The organism is Achromobacter sp. UBA2119 (assembly GCF_002331005.1).
Classification (GTDB): Bacteria; Pseudomonadota; Gammaproteobacteria; order Burkholderiales; family Burkholderiaceae_B; genus Achromobacter; species Achromobacter animicus.
Genome location: NZ_DCYD01000002.1, coordinates 264288 through 283940 on the forward strand (window position 1 = coordinate 264288; position 19653 = coordinate 283940).

At 66.9% G+C, this 19653-nt stretch carries 19 protein-coding genes; 16 read left to right on the forward strand and 3 right to left on the reverse strand.

Annotation, left to right across the window (positions count from 1 at the left end; genetic code table 11):
- The first annotated feature begins 31 nt into the window (after positions 1–31).
- The 3 genes from B3098_RS01460 to B3098_RS01470 are packed head-to-tail and all read left to right on the forward strand — an operon-like array spanning position 32 to position 3734.
- The gene (locus tag B3098_RS01460; protein WP_056316436.1) at positions 32–976 is read left to right on the forward strand and encodes an ABC transporter permease; all 945 of its coding nucleotides are present in this window, start codon (positions 32–34) and stop codon (positions 974–976) included.
- Positions 973–1851, forward strand: a complete 879-nt coding sequence (locus tag B3098_RS01465; RefSeq protein ID WP_175138943.1) for an ABC transporter permease — start codon at positions 973–975, stop codon at positions 1849–1851. Before B3098_RS01460 ends, B3098_RS01465 begins: the two co-directional genes overlap by 4 nt.
- A 14-nt stretch (positions 1852–1865) precedes the next feature.
- On the forward strand, positions 1866–3734 hold the full coding sequence (locus tag B3098_RS01470) for a dipeptide ABC transporter ATP-binding protein (RefSeq protein ID WP_286890278.1): 1869 nt from the start codon (positions 1866–1868) through the stop codon (positions 3732–3734).
- Between the two features lie 561 nt (positions 3735–4295).
- Here the strand turns inward: B3098_RS01470 and B3098_RS01475 are convergent.
- Positions 4296–4949, reverse strand: a complete 654-nt coding sequence (locus B3098_RS01475; RefSeq protein ID WP_286890280.1) for a LysE family translocator — start codon at positions 4947–4949, stop codon at positions 4296–4298.
- 184 nt (positions 4950–5133) lie between these two features.
- On the opposite strand from B3098_RS01475, the gene B3098_RS01480 reads away from it, so the two are divergent.
- From B3098_RS01480 to B3098_RS01495, 4 genes are all read left to right on the forward strand, one after another.
- Positions 5134–5670, forward strand: coding sequence for a YaeQ family protein (locus B3098_RS01480; protein ID WP_175126133.1), 537 nt, complete (start codon positions 5134–5136; stop codon positions 5668–5670).
- A gap of 190 nt (positions 5671–5860) precedes the next feature.
- Positions 5861–6454 (forward strand): TetR/AcrR family transcriptional regulator, encoded by a 594-nt coding sequence (locus tag B3098_RS01485; protein ID WP_175138947.1) that lies wholly within the window; start codon positions 5861–5863, stop codon positions 6452–6454.
- A gap of 116 nt (positions 6455–6570) precedes the next feature.
- Positions 6571–7263 carry an SDR family oxidoreductase gene (locus tag B3098_RS01490; protein ID WP_175126135.1) on the forward strand — a complete coding sequence of 231 codons (693 nt, stop codon included), beginning with the start codon at positions 6571–6573 and terminating at the stop codon, positions 7261–7263.
- Between the two features lie 19 nt (positions 7264–7282).
- A complete protein-coding gene (locus B3098_RS01495; protein ID WP_286890283.1) occupies positions 7283–8836 on the forward strand; it encodes a DHA2 family efflux MFS transporter permease subunit in 1554 nt (517 codons plus the stop codon).
- 61 nt (positions 8837–8897) lie between these two features.
- Here the strand turns inward: B3098_RS01495 and B3098_RS01500 are convergent, their stop codons facing one another.
- Positions 8898–10022 (reverse strand): hypothetical protein, encoded by a 1125-nt coding sequence (locus tag B3098_RS01500; protein WP_286890284.1) that lies wholly within the window; start codon positions 10020–10022, stop codon positions 8898–8900.
- The gene (locus B3098_RS01505) at positions 10015–10746 is read right to left on the reverse strand and encodes a hypothetical protein (RefSeq protein WP_286890285.1); all 732 of its coding nucleotides are present in this window, start codon (positions 10744–10746) and stop codon (positions 10015–10017) included. The genes B3098_RS01500 and B3098_RS01505 overlap by 8 nt, the downstream gene beginning before the upstream one ends.
- A 47-nt stretch (positions 10747–10793) precedes the next feature.
- Between B3098_RS01505 and B3098_RS01510 the strand changes: the two genes are divergently transcribed.
- From B3098_RS01510 to B3098_RS01550, 9 genes are all read left to right on the forward strand, one after another.
- Complete coding sequence (locus tag B3098_RS01510) at positions 10794–12482, forward strand: bifunctional diguanylate cyclase/phosphodiesterase (RefSeq protein ID WP_286890286.1); 1689 nt, start codon at positions 10794–10796, stop codon at positions 12480–12482.
- Between the two features lie 62 nt (positions 12483–12544).
- Positions 12545–13342: a GntR family transcriptional regulator gene (locus B3098_RS01515; RefSeq protein ID WP_175126063.1), complete on the forward strand. Its 798-nt coding sequence runs from the start codon at positions 12545–12547 to the stop codon at positions 13340–13342.
- Positions 13343–13361: 19 nt separating this feature from the next.
- Positions 13362–14567 carry an ABC transporter substrate-binding protein gene (locus B3098_RS01520; protein WP_286890293.1) on the forward strand — a complete coding sequence of 402 codons (1206 nt, stop codon included), beginning with the start codon at positions 13362–13364 and terminating at the stop codon, positions 14565–14567.
- An 8-nt stretch (positions 14568–14575) separates the two neighbouring features.
- Positions 14576–15448 (forward strand): branched-chain amino acid ABC transporter permease, encoded by an 873-nt coding sequence (locus tag B3098_RS01525; RefSeq protein ID WP_279975118.1) that lies wholly within the window; start codon positions 14576–14578, stop codon positions 15446–15448.
- A gap of 2 nt (positions 15449–15450) precedes the next feature.
- Complete coding sequence (locus B3098_RS01530; protein WP_286890294.1) at positions 15451–16422, forward strand: branched-chain amino acid ABC transporter permease; 972 nt, start codon at positions 15451–15453, stop codon at positions 16420–16422.
- Positions 16415–17170: an ABC transporter ATP-binding protein gene (locus tag B3098_RS01535; protein WP_286890295.1), complete on the forward strand. Its 756-nt coding sequence runs from the start codon at positions 16415–16417 to the stop codon at positions 17168–17170. Before B3098_RS01530 ends, B3098_RS01535 begins: the two co-directional genes overlap by 8 nt.
- Positions 17167–17877: an ABC transporter ATP-binding protein gene (locus B3098_RS01540; RefSeq protein WP_286890297.1), complete on the forward strand. Its 711-nt coding sequence runs from the start codon at positions 17167–17169 to the stop codon at positions 17875–17877. The genes B3098_RS01535 and B3098_RS01540 overlap by 4 nt, the downstream gene beginning before the upstream one ends.
- Before the next feature lie 2 nt (positions 17878–17879).
- The gene (locus B3098_RS01545) at positions 17880–19148 is read left to right on the forward strand and encodes a 3-isopropylmalate dehydratase large subunit (protein ID WP_286890298.1); all 1269 of its coding nucleotides are present in this window, start codon (positions 17880–17882) and stop codon (positions 19146–19148) included.
- Positions 19145–19645, forward strand: a complete 501-nt coding sequence (locus B3098_RS01550; protein ID WP_175138955.1) for a 3-isopropylmalate dehydratase — start codon at positions 19145–19147, stop codon at positions 19643–19645. Before B3098_RS01545 ends, B3098_RS01550 begins: the two co-directional genes overlap by 4 nt.
- Positions 19646–19653 lie beyond the last annotated feature (8 nt).

Genomic DNA, 19653 nt, shown 5'->3' on the forward strand with positions numbered 1-19653 from the left:
CGTCCGTCGTTCCTGTCTTACGGTTTCCCACATGCTTAAACTCATCTTGCGCCGCGTGATCGTCGCGATCCCGACACTGATACTGGTGTCGATGATCGTGTTTATGCTGCAGAAAATCCTGCCCGGCGATCCGGTGCTGACCCTGGCCGGCGAAGAGCGCGACCCGGCCGTCCTGGACTACCTGCGCGACAAATACCGCCTGAACGACCCGTTGCCGATGCAGTACGCGGCCTGGGCCGGGCAGGTTCTGCAAGGCGATCTGGGCAAGTCCCTGCGCACCGACGTGCCCGTCACGACGCTGATCGCGCAAAAGCTGCCCGTCACGCTGCAACTGGCCGCCATGGCGATGTTCTTTGCGCTGCTGGTGGGCATTCCCATGGGCATCATTGCCGCGGTGCGCAAAGGCAAGCCCGTCGAAATGGGCGCCAACATCGCGGCGTTATCCGGCATGTCCATTCCCAACTTCTGGCTGGGCATCATCCTCATCATGGTGGTGTCGGTGCAGTGGAAGCTGCTGCCGGCCTCGGGCTACGTGTCGCCGTCTGAGGACTTCTGGCTGTCGATCAAGACGATGCTGATGCCGTCGCTGGTGCTGTCCACGGCAATCGCGGCGTATCTGATGCGGCATACGCGGTCGTCGATGCTGGAGGCGCTGTCCGCGGATTACGTGCGCACCGCCCGCGCCAAGGGCGTGTCGCCGCGCAGCGTGGTGCTGCGCCATGCGCTGCGCAATGCGCTGATGCCGATCGTCACGCTGGTGACGCTGCTGTTCGGCGAACTGCTGGCGGGCGCCGTGCTTACCGAGCAGGTCTTCACGATTCCGGGCTTCGGCAAGCTGGTGGTCGATGCGGTGTTCACCCGCGACTACGCGGTGGTGCAGGGCGTGGTGCTCTGCGTGGCGGTGGGCTTCATCCTGATGAACCTGCTGGCCGACATCCTGTACATCCTGGTCAATCCCCGCCTGAGGCACTCATGAGCGCAATTCCTGCAACGGCCGCAGCCGTCACGCCGCCCCGCAGCCGCAATCGCGCGTGGGCCAAATTCAAACGCAACCGCATCGCGATGCTCGGCCTGGGCATCGTGCTGTTCTTCGTCGTGGTGGCCATCCTGGCCCCGTTCATCGTCAGCCAGGATCCCCTGCAGACCAGCTTCACCACCATCCGCAAGGCGCCGTCCGCGGCGCATTGGCTGGGTACGGACGAGCTGGGCCGCGACATCTACAGCCGCATGGTGTACGGCGCGCGCGCCTCGCTGATGGCGGGCCTGGTGTCGGTGCTGATCGCGCTGATCGTGGGCGTGCCGTTCGGCCTGGCCGCGGGCTACTTCGGCGGCTGGACGGACAGCTTCATCTCGCGCGCCACCGAGGCGCTCCTGGCCATTCCCTTCCTGATCCTGGCGATTGCGCTGGCCGCCTTTTTGGGACCCAGCCTGACCAACGCGATGATCGCCATCGGCGTGTCCGCCGCGCCCAAGTTCATCCGGCTGACGCGCGGGCAGGTGCTGGCGGTCAAGAACGAGGACTACGTGCAGAGCGCCCGCGCGCTGGGCGCGTCGGACCTGCGCATCATCGGCCGGCACGTGTTCCCCAACGTGATGCCGCCGCTGATCGTGCAGGCCACCATCACGATCGCCACGGCCATCATCGCCGAGGCCAGCCTGTCCTTCCTGGGCCTGGGCCTGCAGCCGCCGACGCCGTCGTGGGGCTCGATGCTGAACACGGCCAAGAACTTCATGACCCAGGCGCCCTGGATGTCGATCTTCCCCGGATCGGCCATTTTCCTGGTGGTGCTGGGCTTCAATCTGCTGGGTGACGGGCTGCGTGACGCGCTCGATCCGCGTCAGGAAAAGTAATCGATATGGCAACCATGGATTCCAACCGTGTCGTACAGGTCAATGACCTGACGGTGCGGTTCAAAACGCCCGAACGCACCGTGGAAGCGGTGCGCAATGTTTCCTTTCACGTGAACCGCGGCGAGACGCTGGCCATCGTGGGCGAGTCGGGCTCCGGCAAGTCCGTGACGTCGCTGGCGCTGATGCGGCTGGTCGAGTATGGCGGCGGGCACATCGCCAATGGCGGAATGCTGCTGCGCCGGCGTAGCGGCGAGGTGCTGGATCTGGTCAGCGCGCCCGATTCGACGCTGCAGCGCGTGCGCGGCGCGGACGTGGCGATGATCTTCCAGGAGCCGATGACGTCGCTGAACCCCAGCTTTACGGCGGGCAATCAGATCGCCGAGGCCCTGCAGCTGCACCAGGGGCTGGACGCGGCGGCGGCGCGGGCGGAAACGCTGCGCATGCTGGAACGGGTGCGCATCCCTGAGGCGCGCGCCATTCTGGATCGCTATCCGCACCAGTTGTCGGGCGGGATGCGCCAGCGCGTAATGATCGCGATGGCGCTGTCGTGCAAGCCGCAATTGCTGATCGCCGACGAGCCGACGACTGCGCTCGACGTCACCATCCAGGCGCAGATCCTGCAACTGATCCGCCAGCTCCAGGAAGAAATGGACATGGGCGTGATCTTCATCACGCACGACATGGGCGTGGTGGCAGAAGTGGCGGACCGGGTGCTGGTGATGTACCGGGGCGACAAGGTGGAAGAGGGCGGATCGGACGAGATCTTTGCGCGTCCGCAGCATGCCTACACGCGGGCGCTGCTGTCGGCGGTGCCGCGGCTGGGGGCGATGCAGGGCACGGACGAGCCGGCGCCGTTTCCGCTGTTGAAGGTGGACGAGGCGGTGCGGGTGCCGGATCCGGCCAGGCTGGTGGATACGCCGATGGCGGCGCCGTCTACGGTGCGGCGCGAGAATGGTCCTGTGCTGAAGGTGCGTGATCTGACGACCAGCTTTGACATTACCGGCGGCATTCTGGGCCGGGTGCAGAAGCGGGTGCATGCGGTCGAGAAGGTCAGCTTCGACCTGTATCCGGGCGAGACGCTGTCGCTGGTGGGCGAGTCTGGGTGCGGGAAGACGACGACTGGCCGTTCTTTGCTACAGCTGGTCAAGAGCAAGAGCGGGTCCATTGAATTCGACGGCAAGAATATCGGGGCGTTGCGTGGCAGTGCGATGCAGACGCTGCGCCAGCATATCCAGTTCATCTTCCAGGATCCGTTTGCGTCGCTGGATCCGCGGATGACGGTGGGCTACTCGATCATGGAGCCGCTGCTGATCCACAAGGTGGCGCGCGGTAAAGAGGCGCAGGAGCGGGTGCGCTGGCTGATGGATAAATGCGGGCTGCTGCCTGAGATGATCGATCGCTATCCGCACGAGTTCTCGGGCGGGCAGCGGCAGCGGATCTGCATCGCGCGGGCGTTGGCGTTGAATCCGAAGGTGGTGATTGCGGATGAGTCGGTGTCGGCGCTGGATGTGTCGATTCAGGCGCAAATCGTGAATCTGCTGCTGGATTTGCAGCGTGAGCTCGGCGTTTCGTTTTTGTTTATCTCGCACGATATGGCGGTGGTGGAGCGGGTGAGCCATCGGGTGGCGGTGATGTATCTGGGGCAGATCGTGGAGATCGGGCCTCGGCGGGCTATCTTTGAAAATCCGCAGCATCCGTATACGAAGAAGCTGATGGCGGCGGTGCCGATCGCGGATCCGCAGCGGCGGCATCGGGAGCGGTCGCTGCTGGTGGATGAGATTCCTAGTCCGATGCGCAAGATTGGGGATGAGCCGTTGGTGGAGCCGTTGGTTGCCGTGGGGGATGGGCATTTTGTGGCTCGGCATGCGATTGGGGTTTATTGAGGCGGCGGTTTTTGTTGCTGCTGCTGCTGCTGCTGCTGTTGCTGTTATTGCTGTTGCTGCTTGCGGCGGTCGGAGTTCTTGAGACGCGGCCGGCGCCGGGCCGGGTGCGAGCGAGGGGCCACGATTGCGGTCCGGAGCCTTCGCTCCGGACGGCCCCTGCGTCATCCTCGTTGGCGCCCTTCGGCGCCTGCCTTCGGATTCCCTTGGGCGCATCGACGCCCCTCGCTCGCACCCGTCCCGTCACCAGCCGCTCCGTGAGTTGCCGGCGTTGGGTGGCGGGGCGGGTGGAGTTCTTGCGTTTTTGCCTCGGGCGGGGTGGGGCGAAGGTCTTGCGGGGTCGCCAAAATCGGCCGCGCGGGCGGCCTTCTTTGGCGTTTGGGTGTCTTGCGTCGTGGTGATGACGCTGCGCGCTGGTGGGGGGGGGTTTGTCGTTAGACGCCTGTGCGCGCCCGCGCCGCTCTCAGGTGTCTGACACCCCTACGAGATGGGCGTGGTATTGCAGCCGGCCTGCCTGGGTGTCTGACACCCATCGAAGCGCCAGCGTCGCTTCAAGCCTTTAAATCAGCGCTTTTCCAGCGCCAACCTCAACCCAAACGCAATGAACACCGCCCCGGTCACACGGTCCAGGCCGCGGGTGACTGCGGGGCGGGAAAGCCAGCGCGCCAGAGGCCGGGTGGCGGCTACCAGAAGGACGAACCACAGCATTCCGACGATCGCGTGGACCGTGGCGAGCAGCAGGCTGAAGCGCAGCACGTCGGCGCCAGCGGGGATGAATTGCGGCAGGAACGTGATGTAGAAGACGCCGACCTTGGGGTTCAGGGCGTTGGTAAGGCAGCCGCGCACGAACCAGCCGGTGGCGGTGGTGCTGGGGCGGGCGGGGGTGGCCAGGATGCCGGAGGGCGACGCCGTCGCGGCTTTGCGGCGGGAACGCGTGCTCCACAGCAGCTTGACGCCCAGATAGAACAGGTAGATCGCGGCGCAGATGCGCAAGGTGTCGTAAGCCAACGTGGACACGGCCAGCAGCGAGCCTAGCCCGAATGCCGCGATGGCGCCCCATAGCAGGCAGCCGGCGCTGATGCCCAGTCCGGCCATGAGGGCGCGGCGGCTGCCTTCGACGGCGGCGGTGCGTAGCACGAGGGCGTTGTCCAGGCCGGGGGTGATGGTCAGGATGGCGGCGGCCAGGGTGAAGGCTAGGAGGGCGGCTGTGGCGGTCATGGCGGGCGGGTCTTGAGGGCGTTGCCGGCTGGGGTTGCGGGCGCCCGGCAAGTGTAACGCCGGTCGCGGCGCCTGACTGCGATGAGGTCGGGGGGATGCCGACTCGGCACAGCCGCCTTGACGCCCGCACCGCCCGGTTATCATGGCGGCCTTCCTGCAATTCGCTTTTGAACGGACTTACGCCATGGCCCTGCGCGCCACCATCTACAAGGCCGACCTGAACGTCGCCGATACCGATCGCCACTATTACGGCAGCCACGGGCTTACCGTGGCGCGTCATCCGTCGGAGACGGACGAGCGCATGATGGTGCGGCTCTTGGCGTTTGCGATGCACGCGCAGGAGGAACTGGCGTTCACGAAGGGGCTGAGCGAGACGGATGAGCCGGATCTTTGGGTGAAGGATCTGACCGGGGAGATCAAGCTGTGGATCGAAGTGGGCCAGCCTGAAGAGCGCCGGATTCTGCGTGCCTGTGGCCGCGCCGATGAGGTGATCGTGTATTGCTATGGCGGGTCGGCCAGCAAGATCTGGTGGGACGGGGTGCGCAATAAGCTGGAGCGCACGCGCAATCTGAAGGTGGTGAATCTGCCTTCGGAGCAGTCGAAGGCGTTGGGCAAGCTGGCCGAGCGCACGATGCAGCTGAACGCCAATATCTCGGACGGCGTGGTGTATTTCTCGGCGGAAAAGGGCGAAGTGACCATCGAGCCGGAAGCTTGGCGCTGAAAACGCAAAGTGACTGTCGAGCCGTAGACCGGCCGCTGAAACCGCGAAGTGACCATTGGCCCGTAGACGGGGCGCTAAAACGCAACGTGACCATTTCGCCGCAGGGCTGGCGCTAAAAACGGGGCCTGGGCTTGCAAGCTGCAATATTGCGGGCGTAATATGACGATCATCATATTTCGGTGTTGCGATCATGTCCGCCTCCCGCAAGGAACAATCCCACGAACGCATTGTTGATGCAGCCGCCCGCGCGATCCGGCGCGCGGGGTATTCGGGGGTGGGCGTCGCGGACGTCATGAAAGAAGCCGGGCTGACGCACGGTGGCTTCTATGCGCATTTCCCGTCGCGGGATGCGCTGCTGGCGGCGGCGATGGAGCGTGCGGGGCAGGATGGCGCGGCGCGGTTGTCTCAGAGCATGGCGCGGCGCCGCGCCGAGGGCGCCAGTCCGTTGCGCGCCTGGGTGGAAGCCTATCTCAGCGATGCGCATCTGACCGGCTGCGAACGGGGGTGCCCGGTGGCGGCGTTGGCGTCAGAGATCCCCCGCCAGTCGGACGACGTGCGCGAGGCGGCCGCCGGCCGGGTGCAGCGGTTGCTGGAAGCGGTGCAACAGGTGCTGCCGGCTCAGGTGGATGAACACGCGGCGGCGGCGGTGCTCAGTACGCTCGTGGGCGCGTTGCAGCTGGCCCGGGCGTTGGGCGATAACCCGAGCGGTCGCGCAGTCCTGGCGTCTGCCCGTCACGCCGTTCTGGCGCAGTACGACCACGAGGGCGCCGCAGTCTCTCACTGAATGATTTTTCTGGCCGCGTTGCGCGGCCATTTTGCTGTCCTTAAATATGATGGTCATCATATTTAGTCGTGCCAAAGCTGACTCATACCCACACATCACTTTTAGGAATACCGATCATGGAACTCAAGAACGCCGTTGTTTTCATCACCGGGGCCAATCGCGGTCTGGGTCTGACTTTTGCCCGCGAGGCGCTGGCCCGCGGGGCCCGCAAGGTGTACGCCGCCGCGCGTGATCCGTCTTCCATCACGCTGGAAGGCGTGGTGCCGGTCAAGCTGGACGTGACGCGCGCGCAAGACGTGGCGGCTGCGGCGGAGTTGGCGAAGGACGTGACGCTGGTGATCAACAACGCGGGTATCGCGGACTTCGGCGGGTTTCTGACGCCGGGCAGCGTGGAGTCGGCACGCCGGCATCTGGACGTGAATCTGTTTGGGCCGCTGCTGGTGTCGCAGGCGTTTGCACCGGCGCTGGCCGCGAATGGCGGCGGGGCGATCCTGAATGTCCTGTCGATCGCGAGCTGGGTGAACAACCCGGTGTTGGGGGTGTACGGGATGAGCAAGTCGGCAGCCTGGGCGCTGACGAACGGGCTGCGCCAGGAGCTGCGGGGCCAGAACACGCAGGTGCTCGGACTGCACATGGGGTTCGTGGACACGGACCTGACCAAGGGCATCGATGCCCCCAAGTCCACGCCGCAGGCCATCGTGAGCCAGGCGTTTGATGCGCTGGAAGCCGGCGAGCAGGAAGTGCTGGCCGACGAGCGGACCCGCCAGGTCAAGCAGGGGCTGACCGCCACCCCGGCGGTCTATCTGTAAGCGCGAGGGCCAGGCCGACATGCGTAACCACTCCACATCAGCCGGCGCTTCCGAAGCAGGCTCGGGCGCCGCATTGGGCGGTGCAGCCTTGCGAGCTGACGCCGTTAACGCCGGCGCGGCTGCCGCAACCGGCCCCGCCCCGGCGACCGCGCCCGGGCACGCCGCAACCGGCCCCGGCCCGGCGGCCGCGCCCGGGCACGCCGCCAGCGCCCCGCACGCATCCCCCTGGCCCATTTTCTGGATCGCCAGCATCGCCGTCTTCCTGGTGTCGCTGGACAGCACGATGCTGTTCGCGGCGTTCGGCGCGCTGCGCGAAGGATTCCCGGCGGCCTCGGCCGCGGACATGTCCTGGGTGCTCAATGCCTACACGGTGGTCTTTGCCGCCATGCTGATCCCGTCGGGCGGACTGGCAGACACGCATGGCCGCAAGCGCATGTTCATGGGCGGGGTGATGCTGTTTCTGGCGGCGTCGGCGGCCTGCGGGCTGGCGGCCACGGAACAATGGTTGATCGCGGCGCGGGTGCTGCAGGCGGTGGGCGCGGCACTCTTGACGCCGGCGTCGCTGTCGATCGTGTTGGCAGCCTTTCCGGCGTCGAAGCGGTCGGTCGCGGTCAGCCTGTGGGGCGCGGTGGGCGGATTGGCGGCGGCGGTGGGACCGAGCCTTGGGGCATTCGTGGTGGATGTGGCGGGATGGCCGTGGGCGTTCTACATCAACCTGCCGCTGGGCGCGGTGTCGCTGTGGTTCGGCGCGGGGATGCTGAAGGAGTCGGTGAAACCGGATGCGCGCCGCCGGGTGGATGGCGTGGGTATGGCGCTGCTGATGGTGGGCGTCGGGGCAGTGGCCCTGGCCATCGTGCAATCGGAATCGCCGACGTGGCAGCGCAGCGAACTGGCGATCGCGGCGGCGGTGGGTGTGATGGCGCTGATCGCCTTCGTGGCCTGGGCGCGCGTGACGCCGCATCCGCTTGTGGATCTGGCCCTGTTCAAGCACCGGACCTACCGCTACGTGAACCTGGCGACGCTGAGCTTCGGCATTGCTTTTGCCATGATGTTCTTCGCGTTCTTCTTCTACATGACGGGCGTGTGGCATTACAGCCTGCCGCGCGCCGGGCTGGCGGTAACGCCGGGTCCGCTGCTCGTGATGCCGACGGCGATCATCACCGGCCGGCTGGCGGCGCGGATGGGGCATCGGCCTTTTCTGGTGGGCGGCGCGCTGGTGTACGCGGCAAGCGGGTTGTGGTTTCTGCTGGTGCCGGGCGCGGAGCCCGCCTATCTGACCGAATGGCTGCCCGGTCTGCTGCTGAGCGGCGTCGGCGTGGGCATGGTGCTGCCGTCGCTGTCGGGGGCGGCGGTGAACCGGATGCCGGCGCAGCATTACGCGGTGGGCAGCGCGGTGAACCAGGCGACGCGCCAGGTGGGCGGCGTGCTGGGCGTGGCGATCACGGTGCTGCTGCTGGGGCACGGCGTCGCCAGTCACGCGGATTTCTCGCCGATCTACACCGCGCACGTGGGGCTGGCGCTGTTGACGGCGTTGCTGTGCCTGCCGGTGGATACCCGGCCCAGGTCCGCGTAACGCGCGATGGCGCCAGGCAGGCGCGGCCAGCGTTCCGTGACGGACGCTCCGCGCCTGCGGTTTACAGGCAGGCGTTCCGCGACACGTTCGCGGGGTCTATGCATGCCCGCCACGTCGCGGCCGGCATGGCCGGCACCAGGACCAGCCGGCTCATCGGGTCGGTGTACCAGAGAATCCGCCCGGGCTCGTCCTGCATGGCCTTCCAGACCTTTTGCTGCGCGGCGGGATCGAGCGCACACTGCCCCTGGTCGCCGGTCACGCCCTCGGCCAGCACCGTCTGGCTGCCTGGATCCCATGACACCATGTCATCGTCGTCCAAAGCGATGTCTTCCTGAAGGCGCACGATGCGCCATGCATTGCCGGCCACGTCGGTCGACAACCGCGACAGCGCGTCGCGCCCGATCACGTGCAGACGGTCCCGCAGGGCCACGGGTTCCGCATACGCCCCGGGATCGTCGTGGCCATCCGGCGACGTGAATGGAGACTGCCGCCGCACATAGCGCGTGGCCGGCTGGCCGCGTTCATCGTAGGTCTGCACTGCGACGGGCTCGCTGGCGGCGGCGTCGATGACACGCAGCAGCCTGCCGGCTGCATCGCGTACGTAGCGCCGCCCGGGCGCCGCGTCCATCGCCTCGCCGCAGGGCCCGGCGATAAATGCCTGCAGCGCGCCGTGCGCATCGCGCCGCAGGCAGACCTGGCCGGCGAGCGCGTAGGCCGCGCCCTGCGTGCGCGTGTACTCGGCCACGCGCAACAGGGACCCGTCAGCGCCGTACTCGAACGCATGGCCGCCGAATACCGTCGGCGTCCCCAAAGCCCGCGGGTCCAGGTGCTGGACCCGGCAAAGCCGGCCCTCGGCGTCGAAAAGCAGTTGCGCGTGGGCCGCACCCTCGCCGTCGCCCACGCGATAGGCGGTCCAGTCCACCTTGTCCATCCAGGTGCGCGGGTGCGGATCGCCGGACGCGGTCAGCCAGACCGGTTGCGGCTGCGTGGCGACGCGTTCGCCCTGGCGGCCCAGCAGGACGCGCGATTGCGTCACATCGACGGAAACGCGAACCGCGGTCAAAGCGCCGGATTCGGAAAACGCCGCGTCCGCAGGACCGCAGGCTGCCAGGGCCGGGCCGGCGTGCATGACCGAGGCCGAGGCCAACGTAGCGCCAAATGCGATGCGGCCAAGACGATCACGCATATTGCAGCGCATCCATGAATGTCACGAGATCCCAGAATTCCTTGGATACGCCGCCCAGGCGCAGTTTTCCATCGCGTTCCTCGAACAGCAGGAACGGATACGCGTTGCGTGCGAACACGCCCGGTGCCGGCAGCCGGTAGGGCTTGAAGACCTCGGGGTCGTTGAAATAGCGCTCCAGGCGCCCGCCACCGTCCACATGTACGTACATCACGCGTAGCGCAGGATGCTGAAACGCCGGTTGCGTTTCGGGGTAGATCCCGCCGTCGCCCGCCACGACGGCGTCGGACAGTGCGGCCAGGAAGACGCGCCGGATGCCCACGAAATGGATTTCGCCGGATGTGCCGCCCGGCTGGGCTGTCGCCAGTTTTTCCAGCAACGCCGCAGCGCGCGAGCCGGGTACGACCGTTCCAGCGAACAGGGCGTTGATGTCCCTCGGCTGCCCATCGGCCGATTGCAGCCGGCGCAGATCTTGCCGGAATTCGCTCAGCCATTGCTGATAGCGCACGTTTTCCCCATGTCGGTCGAAGGGCTGCGCGGCCGCGATGGCGGACTGGAAAGCCATCACCACCACTGCGGCGGCAAGCCAAAGCGGATACATCAGCGCGGCCTTCCAACGAGGCCGCCAGCACGGCAACGTTACGGAAATAAGGGGTCTCATAGGCCCGCGATCATATCTGCCGAAATGATGCATTTTTGGTGCGAACCGTGACAGAATGTCAGCCACGTTGCGCCAGGCTGTACCGATGAATGTCGTATTGATCAGGTTCTGACATGCCCGCTACCGGTGATGTGTCCCCAACCCCATCGCCGGTCGATGCCGCCGGCGTCGCGCAGCGCGATCCGGACGGCCCGCTGGACAAGCTGGCGCGCCTGGCCTGCCGGATGTTTGACGTGGATCTGGCCGCCATCGTTTGCACCGATGCGGATGGCGTGTGGCAGGCGGCAGCCGGCCCGGCCTGCGCCGGTGGCCGAAGTTCGTGGTCCTTCGAACTTCCGGTGCGCGCCGCGGATGGCCGCCTCCTCGGCGTCTTTCGTCTGGGGCACGGGCAGGCGCGCGAATTCTCAGATGAAGACCGCAAGTCTTTGCAGGACCTCGCCAGCCTGGCGGCCACGGCCGTCGAAAAGCGCCACGCGCTGGCGTGCGAACGCGCCGACGAAGACACCTGGCGCGATGAGGCCCGCAAGCTGTCGCTGGCTATCGCGGGCAGCGGTACGGGGGTGTGGGACCGCAATGTGGTGACCGGGGAGATCACTTATTCGCCCGGCTGGAAGGCTTTGCTGGGCTATGGCGAATCCGAACTCACCACACGCATCGAGGACGCCTACACCCGCTTGCACCCGGACGACCTGGTCTATGTGCGGGCCGCGATGCAGGATCACTTCGACGGCAAGACCGACAGCTACGAAGTCGAACACCGCATCCGGTGCAAGGATGGCAGCTACAAATGGATCTGCAGCCGCGGCAAGGTGGTCAGCCGCGACGAATCGGGCAGGGCGCTGCGCATGATGGGCACCACGACCGACATCAGCGCCGTGCGCGCCATGTCCGAAAGGCTCCAACGCACGGCAGACCTTGTCGTCAACCTGACCGACGCGGTGCCCGGTCTGGTCTTTCAATGCCGGCCATTGCCCGAGGGCGGATCACGTTTCTCGTACGTCAGCGCGGGCATCTGGGACATGTTCGAACTCACCGCAGACGACGTGCGGGCCAGCACGACCGCCGTCGAACAGCGGATCCATCCGGAAGACTTGCCTGTCTACCGCGCATCCCTGCAGGCCGCGGCGGCGGCGCGAACCCCCTGGCATGTGGAGTTCCGCGTGTGCCTGCCGCTGCAGGGCGTGCGCTGGCGGCAGGGCGACGCGAGCCCAAGGCGGGACGCAGACGGCGGCGTGGTGTGGCACGGCTTCGTCACCGACATTACCGACCGCAAGCGGGCCGAGTTCGAACTGCACGAGCTGGCCGCGACCGACGCGCTGACAACCCTGCCCAACCGCCGCCATTTCATGTCGCGTCTCGCTGCGGAGCTGGCGCGGATCAAGGGTCACGGCGGGCTGGGATCGGCCGTACTGATGTGCGACCTGGATCATTTCAAGCACATCAACGACACCTGGGGTCACGCCATCGGCGATGGTGTGCTGCAGCATTTTGCGAGCATGCTGCGCACGCAGTTGCGTGAGATCGACCTGGTAGGGCGCATCGGCGGAGAAGAATTCGCTGTCGTGCTGCCCGATACCGACATCGAACGCGCCCGCGTCTTTGCCCGCAACGTGCAGCGCCGCATCGCCGATACGCCCTATCTGTCGGAAGGGCGGCACATTCCGCTGACCGTCAGCATCGGGATTTCCGCCCTCCACACCAAGGACGACGACGCCGAGCTGGCGCTCAGCCGCAGCGACCGCGCGCTGTATTACGCCAAGCAGCGGGGACGCAATCGGATCGAGTCGGTGTTTTCCCGATAGAACAACCCGTCCAGCCATTTGTTCCATTGACCGTACATTAGGACACCCCTAGAGTTCCCGTCATGGGAACCTCTTTACCACTTCCGAAGTACCACCAGATCTATCTCGTCCTGCGCGAGCAATTGCAGGAGGGGCGGTTCGATCAGGACGGCGTGCCCGGAGAGCATGCGCTGGCGGACCAGTTCGACGTGGCGCGCATCACCATCCGCAAGGCAATGGAGATGCTGGTCGCGGACGGGCTGGTGACGCGCCGGCCCGGCCTGGGCACCTGGCCCCTGCGCGGCGCACCCAGCGCCCACGCCGCGGCGGCCCCCAGCGCGCAACAGAAGGCGCACCTGACCGGCCTCCTGGAAAACATCGTCAACATGGGCCTGCGCACGTCCGTGCAGGTGCTGGACAGCACGCTGGTGTTTGCGCCGCCCACGGTGGCCGAGGCGCTGCACATTCCATCCGGCACGCCCGTGCACAAGAGCCTGCGGGTGCGCAGCACCGACGCGGGGCCGCTGTCCCACATCACCACCTACGTGCCGCAGTCCGTGGCCGATTTCACGCGTGAAGACCTCGAGCGCGAGCCGCTGCTGATGCTGCTGGAAGCGGCCGGCGTGGAGTTTGGCGGCGCCACGCAGACCATTTCCGCACGGCTGGCCGATGCGCAGGTCGCGCGCCATCTGGACGTGTCGGTGGGCTCGGCCTTGCTGGCCGTCACGCGCCTGGTGCGCGATGTCGGCGACCGGCCCGTGCAATTGCTGCAGGGCCTGTACCGGCCCGACCGCTACCAATATCAGTTGCAGCTATCGCGCGTCGGCAGCATCGACGCCAAGGTCTGGGTCAGCGAAGAGCTGTCGGCCCAATTCCATTGAACCCTTCGGAGATTCGCCCATGAATTCGCGCCGCACTTTCCTCTACCAATCCGCCGCCGCCGCGGCCCTCGTGTCCGCCCCGTGGGTGGCCCGATCGCAGGGCGCCACGCCCATCAAGGTCGGCGTGCTGCATCCGGTGACCGGTGCGCTGGCGTATTCGGGCCAGCAATGCCGCCTGGGCGCGCTGCTGGCCATCGAGGACATCAACAAGGCGGGCGGCATCAAGTCGCTGGGCGGCGCGCCGCTGCAGGGAGTGCTGGGCGATGCGCAATCGCGGCCCGAGGCAGGTTCGGCCGAAGTGGAAAAGATGAACGAGGCAGGCGTGTCGGCCATCGTGGGCGCCTACGCCTCGGCGATCTGCCTGGCGACGACGCAGACCGCGGCCAAATACAACCTGCCGCACGTGGTGGACGTGGGCGTGGCCGACCAGATCGTCGAGCGCGGCCTGAAGAACACGTTCCGTTTCGGACCGGGTTATCGCGCCTGTAGCGAACGCGCCATCCTGGACCTGGCCGCGCTGAACGACGCCGCCGGCAAGCCGGCCAAGACCGTCATGATCGTGCACGAGGACTCGCTGTTCGGCACGGGCACGGCGGCGCTGCTGGCCAAGTCGCTGCCGCAGCACGGCTTCGAGGTCAAAGAGATCGTCAAGCACCCGAACCCGACGCGCGACTTCAACAACATCGTGCTGCGCATGCGGTCGGTGAACCCGGACATCGTGATTCCGGCCAACTACTACAACGAATACGCCTTGCTGCTGCGCGCGATGAAGCAGCAGAAGGTGCAGCCCAAGGCCATCTACTCCGTGCTGGGCGGGGCGGCATCCAGCTACAAGTTCCTGAAGGAATTCCCGGACATTGCCAACGGCATCATCGACTGCAACCACTGGTTCAACCCGAAGGACGCGCGCGTTGCGCCGCTGAAGGCCCGCGTGGAAGAGAAGGGCGCGTACTTCAGCTACGAGGTCTTCATGACCTACACCGCGATGCTGCTGCTGGCCGACGCGCTGGAGCGTGCCAAGTCCGCCGACCGCGCCGCGATCATCGACGCGCTGGCGGCCAGCACCTTCCAGGACAACCTGATGCCTTACGGCCCGACCAAGTTCGTCAACGGCCAGAACACCGGCGCGCAGCCGCTGCTGACGCAGGTGATCGGCGGCGACATCAAGGTGATCTTCCCGGCTGAGTACCGCCAGGCCGACGCCGTGTTTCCGCTGAAGGCCTGACCAGACCCATGCTCGATCCCGCCATCCTCTTTTCCTCGGTGCTGAACGGCCTGACGACGGGCGCGGTCTACGCGCTCATCGCGCTGGGCCTGACCCTGATCTACGGGGTGCTGCACATCATCAACTTCGCCCACGGCGCGGCGCTCATGGTGGCGCTGTACGCCGTCTACCTGCTCAAGGACCGGCTGGGCATCGACCCCTACGCCGCCTTGCCGCTGGTGGTGGCCGGCATGTTCGTGCTGGGCTACGCCTTGCAGCGCGTTGTCATCAACCGCGCCAGCCACGGCAAGGACGAGAACATCCTGCTGGTCACGCTGGGCCTGGCGATCGTGTTGGAGAACCTGGCGCTGGTCTGGTTCAAGTCCGACACGCGCAGCATCGACACGGCGTACACGCTGTCCACCGTGGAGATCGGTCCCGCCATGATCGCGCTGCCCAAGGTCATCGCGTTCTGTGGCGCGCTGGCGGTGGCGGCGGTGCTGTTCTGGATCATCCGCAGCACTGACCTGGGCCGCGCGATCCGCGCCGTCGCCCGGGAAAAGCAGGGCGCCAAGCTCATGGGCATCGACGTCGAAAAGGTCTACGCCCTGTCGTTCGGCATCGGCATGGCGTGCCTGGGCGCGGCGGCGTGTTTCCTCTTGCCCGCGTACTACGTCAATCCGCAAGTGGGCAGCGGTTTCGTGCTGGTGGCCTTCACCATCGTGGTGCTGGGCGGCATGGGCAGTTTCGTGGGGGCGCTGGTGGGCGGACTGCTGATCGGCGTGGTGGAGTCCATCGGAGGCCTGTTCCTGGGCGACTCGCTGGGCCAGATGGGCATCTTCGCGATCTTCATCGCGGTGCTGCTGTTTCGCCCGCAGGGGCTGTTCGGGGCGAGGGGCTGACGATGAAACGGGATCTTTGCGCAATCGCGCTGTTCGGGGTGGTGCTGGTGGCCGTGGCCGCGCTGTCCCAGTCGGGCGTGCTGCTGACGTTCGTGATGATGTCGCTGTACGCGGCCCTGCTGTCGCAGGCCTGGAACATTCTGGGCGGTTATGGCGGTCAGTTGTCGTTCGGCCATGCACTGTTCTTCGGTGTCGGCGCGTATGCGCAGGCGCTGGGCCAGCTCAACCTGGGCCTGAATCCGTGGCTGGTGCTGCCCGGGGCCATCGCACTGGGCGCGCTGGTCGGCGTGGCGGTGGGCGGGCTGACGTTCCGTTACGGGCTGAAGGGCTCGTACTTCGCGCTGGTCACGCTGGCATTCGCTGAAGTCTTCCGCATTCTGGCGCTGTCGGCGTCGTTCACGGGCGGCGGCGTAGGACTGATGGTGCCGCTGCAGGAAGGCGTGGCCAACATGCAGTTCGGTTCGCGCCGCGGCTACATCTATCTGCTGCTCTCCTTCGTGCTGCTGGCGCTGCTGGTGACCGCGTGGCTGCGCCATTCACGCTTCGGCGCCTACTTGCAGGCCGTGCGCGACAACGAGGACGCGGCGCGCGCCATCGGCGTGAATCCGCTGCGCGTGAAGCTGGGTGGCATCGCGCTGTCGGCCGCTTTCATGAGTGTCGCGGGCGCCTTCTATGTGCAAGTTTTCCAATACATCGATCCGGGCATCGCATTCGGCTCGGCCGTGTCGGTGGAGGCGCTGGTCGGCGCCATCGTCGGCGGCATGGGCACGCTGTGGGGCCCATTGCTGGGCGCGGTGACGCTGCATGCGCTGGCCGACCTGACCCGCAACCTGTTCGGCGAGCTGCCGGGCATCAGCATGGTCATCTACGGCGTGGTGCTGATCCTGATCGTCATGTTCATGCCGCGCGGCATCACCGGCGGCGGGCAGTCGCTGGGCCGCCTGTTCAAAACGAAGGAGCGCGCCCGTGTCTGACATCCTGCTGCAAGCGCGCAACCTCTCCATCACCTTCGGCGGTCTGAAGGCCGTGCAGGACGTCAGCCTGGACGTGCCCCAAGGTTCGCTCACCGCCTTGGTCGGGCCCAACGGCGCGGGCAAGACCACGCTGTTCGGCCTGCTGTCGGGCTTTCTGAAACCCGGTTCCGGCTCCGTGCACTTTGCCGGGCAGGACATCACGGGCCAGGCGCCGCACGAATCCGCGCGGCTTGGCCTGACCCGCACCTTCCAGATCGTGCAGCCGTTCGGCGCGCAGACGGTGCGCCAGAACATTGCCGTGGGCGCGCACCTGCGTCTGGCGGATCGCGACGAGGCGCTGGCCGCGGCCGAGGCCGTGGCCGCGCGCGTCAACCTGCAGGCTTCGCTGGACAAGCCGGCGGCCGACCTGACGGTGGCCGGACGCAAGCGCCTGGAACTGGCGCGCGCGCTGGCCACCCGGCCGCGCCTCTTGCTGCTGGACGAGGTGCTGGCGGGGCTGAACCCCAGTGAGATCGACGAGATGATTCCGGTGGTGAAGAAACTGGCGGACGATGGCGTCACCGTATTGATGATCGAACACGTGATGCGCGCCGTCATGAGCCTGGCCGAGCACGTGTGGGTCCTGGCCCAGGGCCGGTTGATCGCGGCGGGCACACCCGGCGAGGTCACGCGCGATCCCAAGGTGGTCGAGGCCTATCTGGGCCACGGCGCGGCGGCCCGGCTGGCCGCGCAGGGAGCCCCGGCATGAGCGCGCTGCTGGAGGTCAAGGGCCTGCGGGCGGGCTACGGTCGCATGGAAGTGCTGCGCGGCGTGGACCTGGACGTGCAGGCCGGCGAGATCGTGGTGCTGCTGGGCAGCAACGGCGCGGGCAAATCCACGCTGAACAACACGATATGCGGCCTAGGCAGGCCGTGGGGCGGCTCGGTGCGCTTTGAAGGGCAGGACCTGACCGGCCGCCACTACCGGCAGGTGGTGCAAGCCGGCTTGATCCAGGTGCCCGAGGGCCGCCGCGTCTTCCCGAACCTGAGCGTGCGCGAAAACCTGGAGCTGGGCTCTTTCACCCGGGCGCGCGAACGCCGTGCGCAGAATCTGGACAAGGTGCTCGACATTTTCCCCCGCCTGCGGGAACGCCTGGATCAACTGGCCGGCACGATGTCAGGCGGGGAACAGCAAATGCTGGCAATCGGCCGCGGCCTCATGGCCGAGCCGCGCCTGTTGATCCTCGACGAACCCTCGCTTGGCCTGTCGCCGCTGATGGTCGAGGAATTGTTCGGCCTCATCAAGCGGTTGCACGGCGACGGACTGGCGATCCTGCTGGTCGAGCAGAACGTGGGTCAGTCCCTGGAAACGGGACAGCGGGCCTATGTCCTGGAAAACGGCGCCGTGCGGTACAGCGGCAGCTGTCCCGACCTGCTGGCCAGCGACGACGTGCGCCGCGCCTATCTGGGGATGTAATCATGGCCCAGCCTCAAACCCTGGCCCAGAAGCTGATCGCCGCCGCCTGCGGGCGTGAGACGGTGGCCGAGGGCGAAATCGTGACCTGTGCGGTTGATCTGGCGATGTTCCACGATTCCAGCGGTCCGCGGCGCTTGAAGCCCATGCTGGAAGAGCTGGGCGCCACGCTGTGGGACCCGTCGCGGATCGTGCTTGTCATTGACCACTACGTTCCGGAATCCGACGACGAATCGCGCCGCATCGTGCGCATTGCACGCGACTGGGCCGCGGAGCAGCAACTGCCCAACGTGTATGACTCCGTCGGCATCTGCCACGTGGTGGTGCCGCAGCACGGACACATCCGGCCCGGCATGTTCTGCGTGGGCGGCGATTCGCATTCGCCCACCAGCGGCGCGTTCGGGGCCTACATGTTCGGCATCGGCAGCACCGAGATGTTGGGCGTGGCGGTCACCGGCCAGATCTGGGTCAAGGTGCCCAAGACGCTGATGATGCATTGGCGCGGCCAGCTGGCCGCCGGCGTCACGGCCAAGGACATGATGCTGCACATGATCGGCCGCTACGGCATGAACGGCGGGCGCTATCAGGCGGTGGAATTCTGCGGCGAGGCCGTGCGCGCGCTGTCCATGCAGGAGCGCATGACGCTGTCGAACATGAGCGCGGAACTAGGCTCGCAAGTGGGGCTTATCGCCCCGGACGAGACGACCGCAGCCTGGCTGCGGGAGGCGGGCGTGACCGAGGAACTGGATCTGGCCCGCTGGCAGAGCGACCGCGAGGCCGACGCCGAGTGGCATGAGTTCGATGCCGCCGCGCTGGCCCCGCAGGTTGCCGCGCCGCACAGCCCGGCCAATGCGCGCGGCGTGGACACCTATAACGACGTGCCGGTGCAGGTGGCCTACATCGGCGCGTGCACCGGCGCCAAGCTTGAAGACCTGCGCGCTGCGGCCACCGTGCTGCGCGGCCGCCGGCTGGCGGACGGCATGCAGTTGATGGTGGCGCCGGCCAGCCGGCAGGATCAGGATCAGGCCGACCGCGAAGGCGTCATGCAGGTGCTGCGCGACGCCGGCGCCCAGGTGCTGGCCACGTCGTGCGGCGCCTGTGCGGGCTATGGCGGGTCCATTCCGGACGGCGCCAGCGTCATCGCCACCACCGCGCGCAATTTCAAGGGGCGCATGGGGTCGGAGACCGCGCAGGTCTACCTGGCCTCGCCCTACACGGTTGCGGCCTCGGCCGTGGCGGGGCGCGTTGCCGACCCCCGGGAGTTCCTGGCATGAACGCAGACACCACGACGCACCGCGTCTGGCGCGTGGGCGCGGACATCGACACCGATGCGCTGGCCCCGGGCGCCTACATGAAATTCGGCATCGACGAGATCGCGCGCCACTGCCTGCAACGCGTCCGGCCCGACTTTGCCGGGCAGGTGCAGCCGGGCGACGTGCTGGTGGCCGGCCCCAACTTCGGCATCGGTTCATCGCGCGAGCAGGCCGCCGCCGCCCTGGTTCGCCTGGGCGTGGCGGCCGTGATCGCGCCGTCCTTCAACGGCCTGTATTTCCGCAACGCTTTCAACGTCGGGCTGCTGCTGCTGACGTGCAGCCAGGCCGAGACCCTGGCCGAGGGCGAAGGCATCACGTTCGACCCCGTCGCCGGCCGCATCCAACGCCCCGGGGGCACGCCCGCCGAATTGCACTGCGAGACCGTGCCCGGCTTTCTGCTTGACATGGTGCAGGCCGGCGGACTGCTGAATCTGCTGAAACAGCGTCAAACCTCTTAGGAACAACA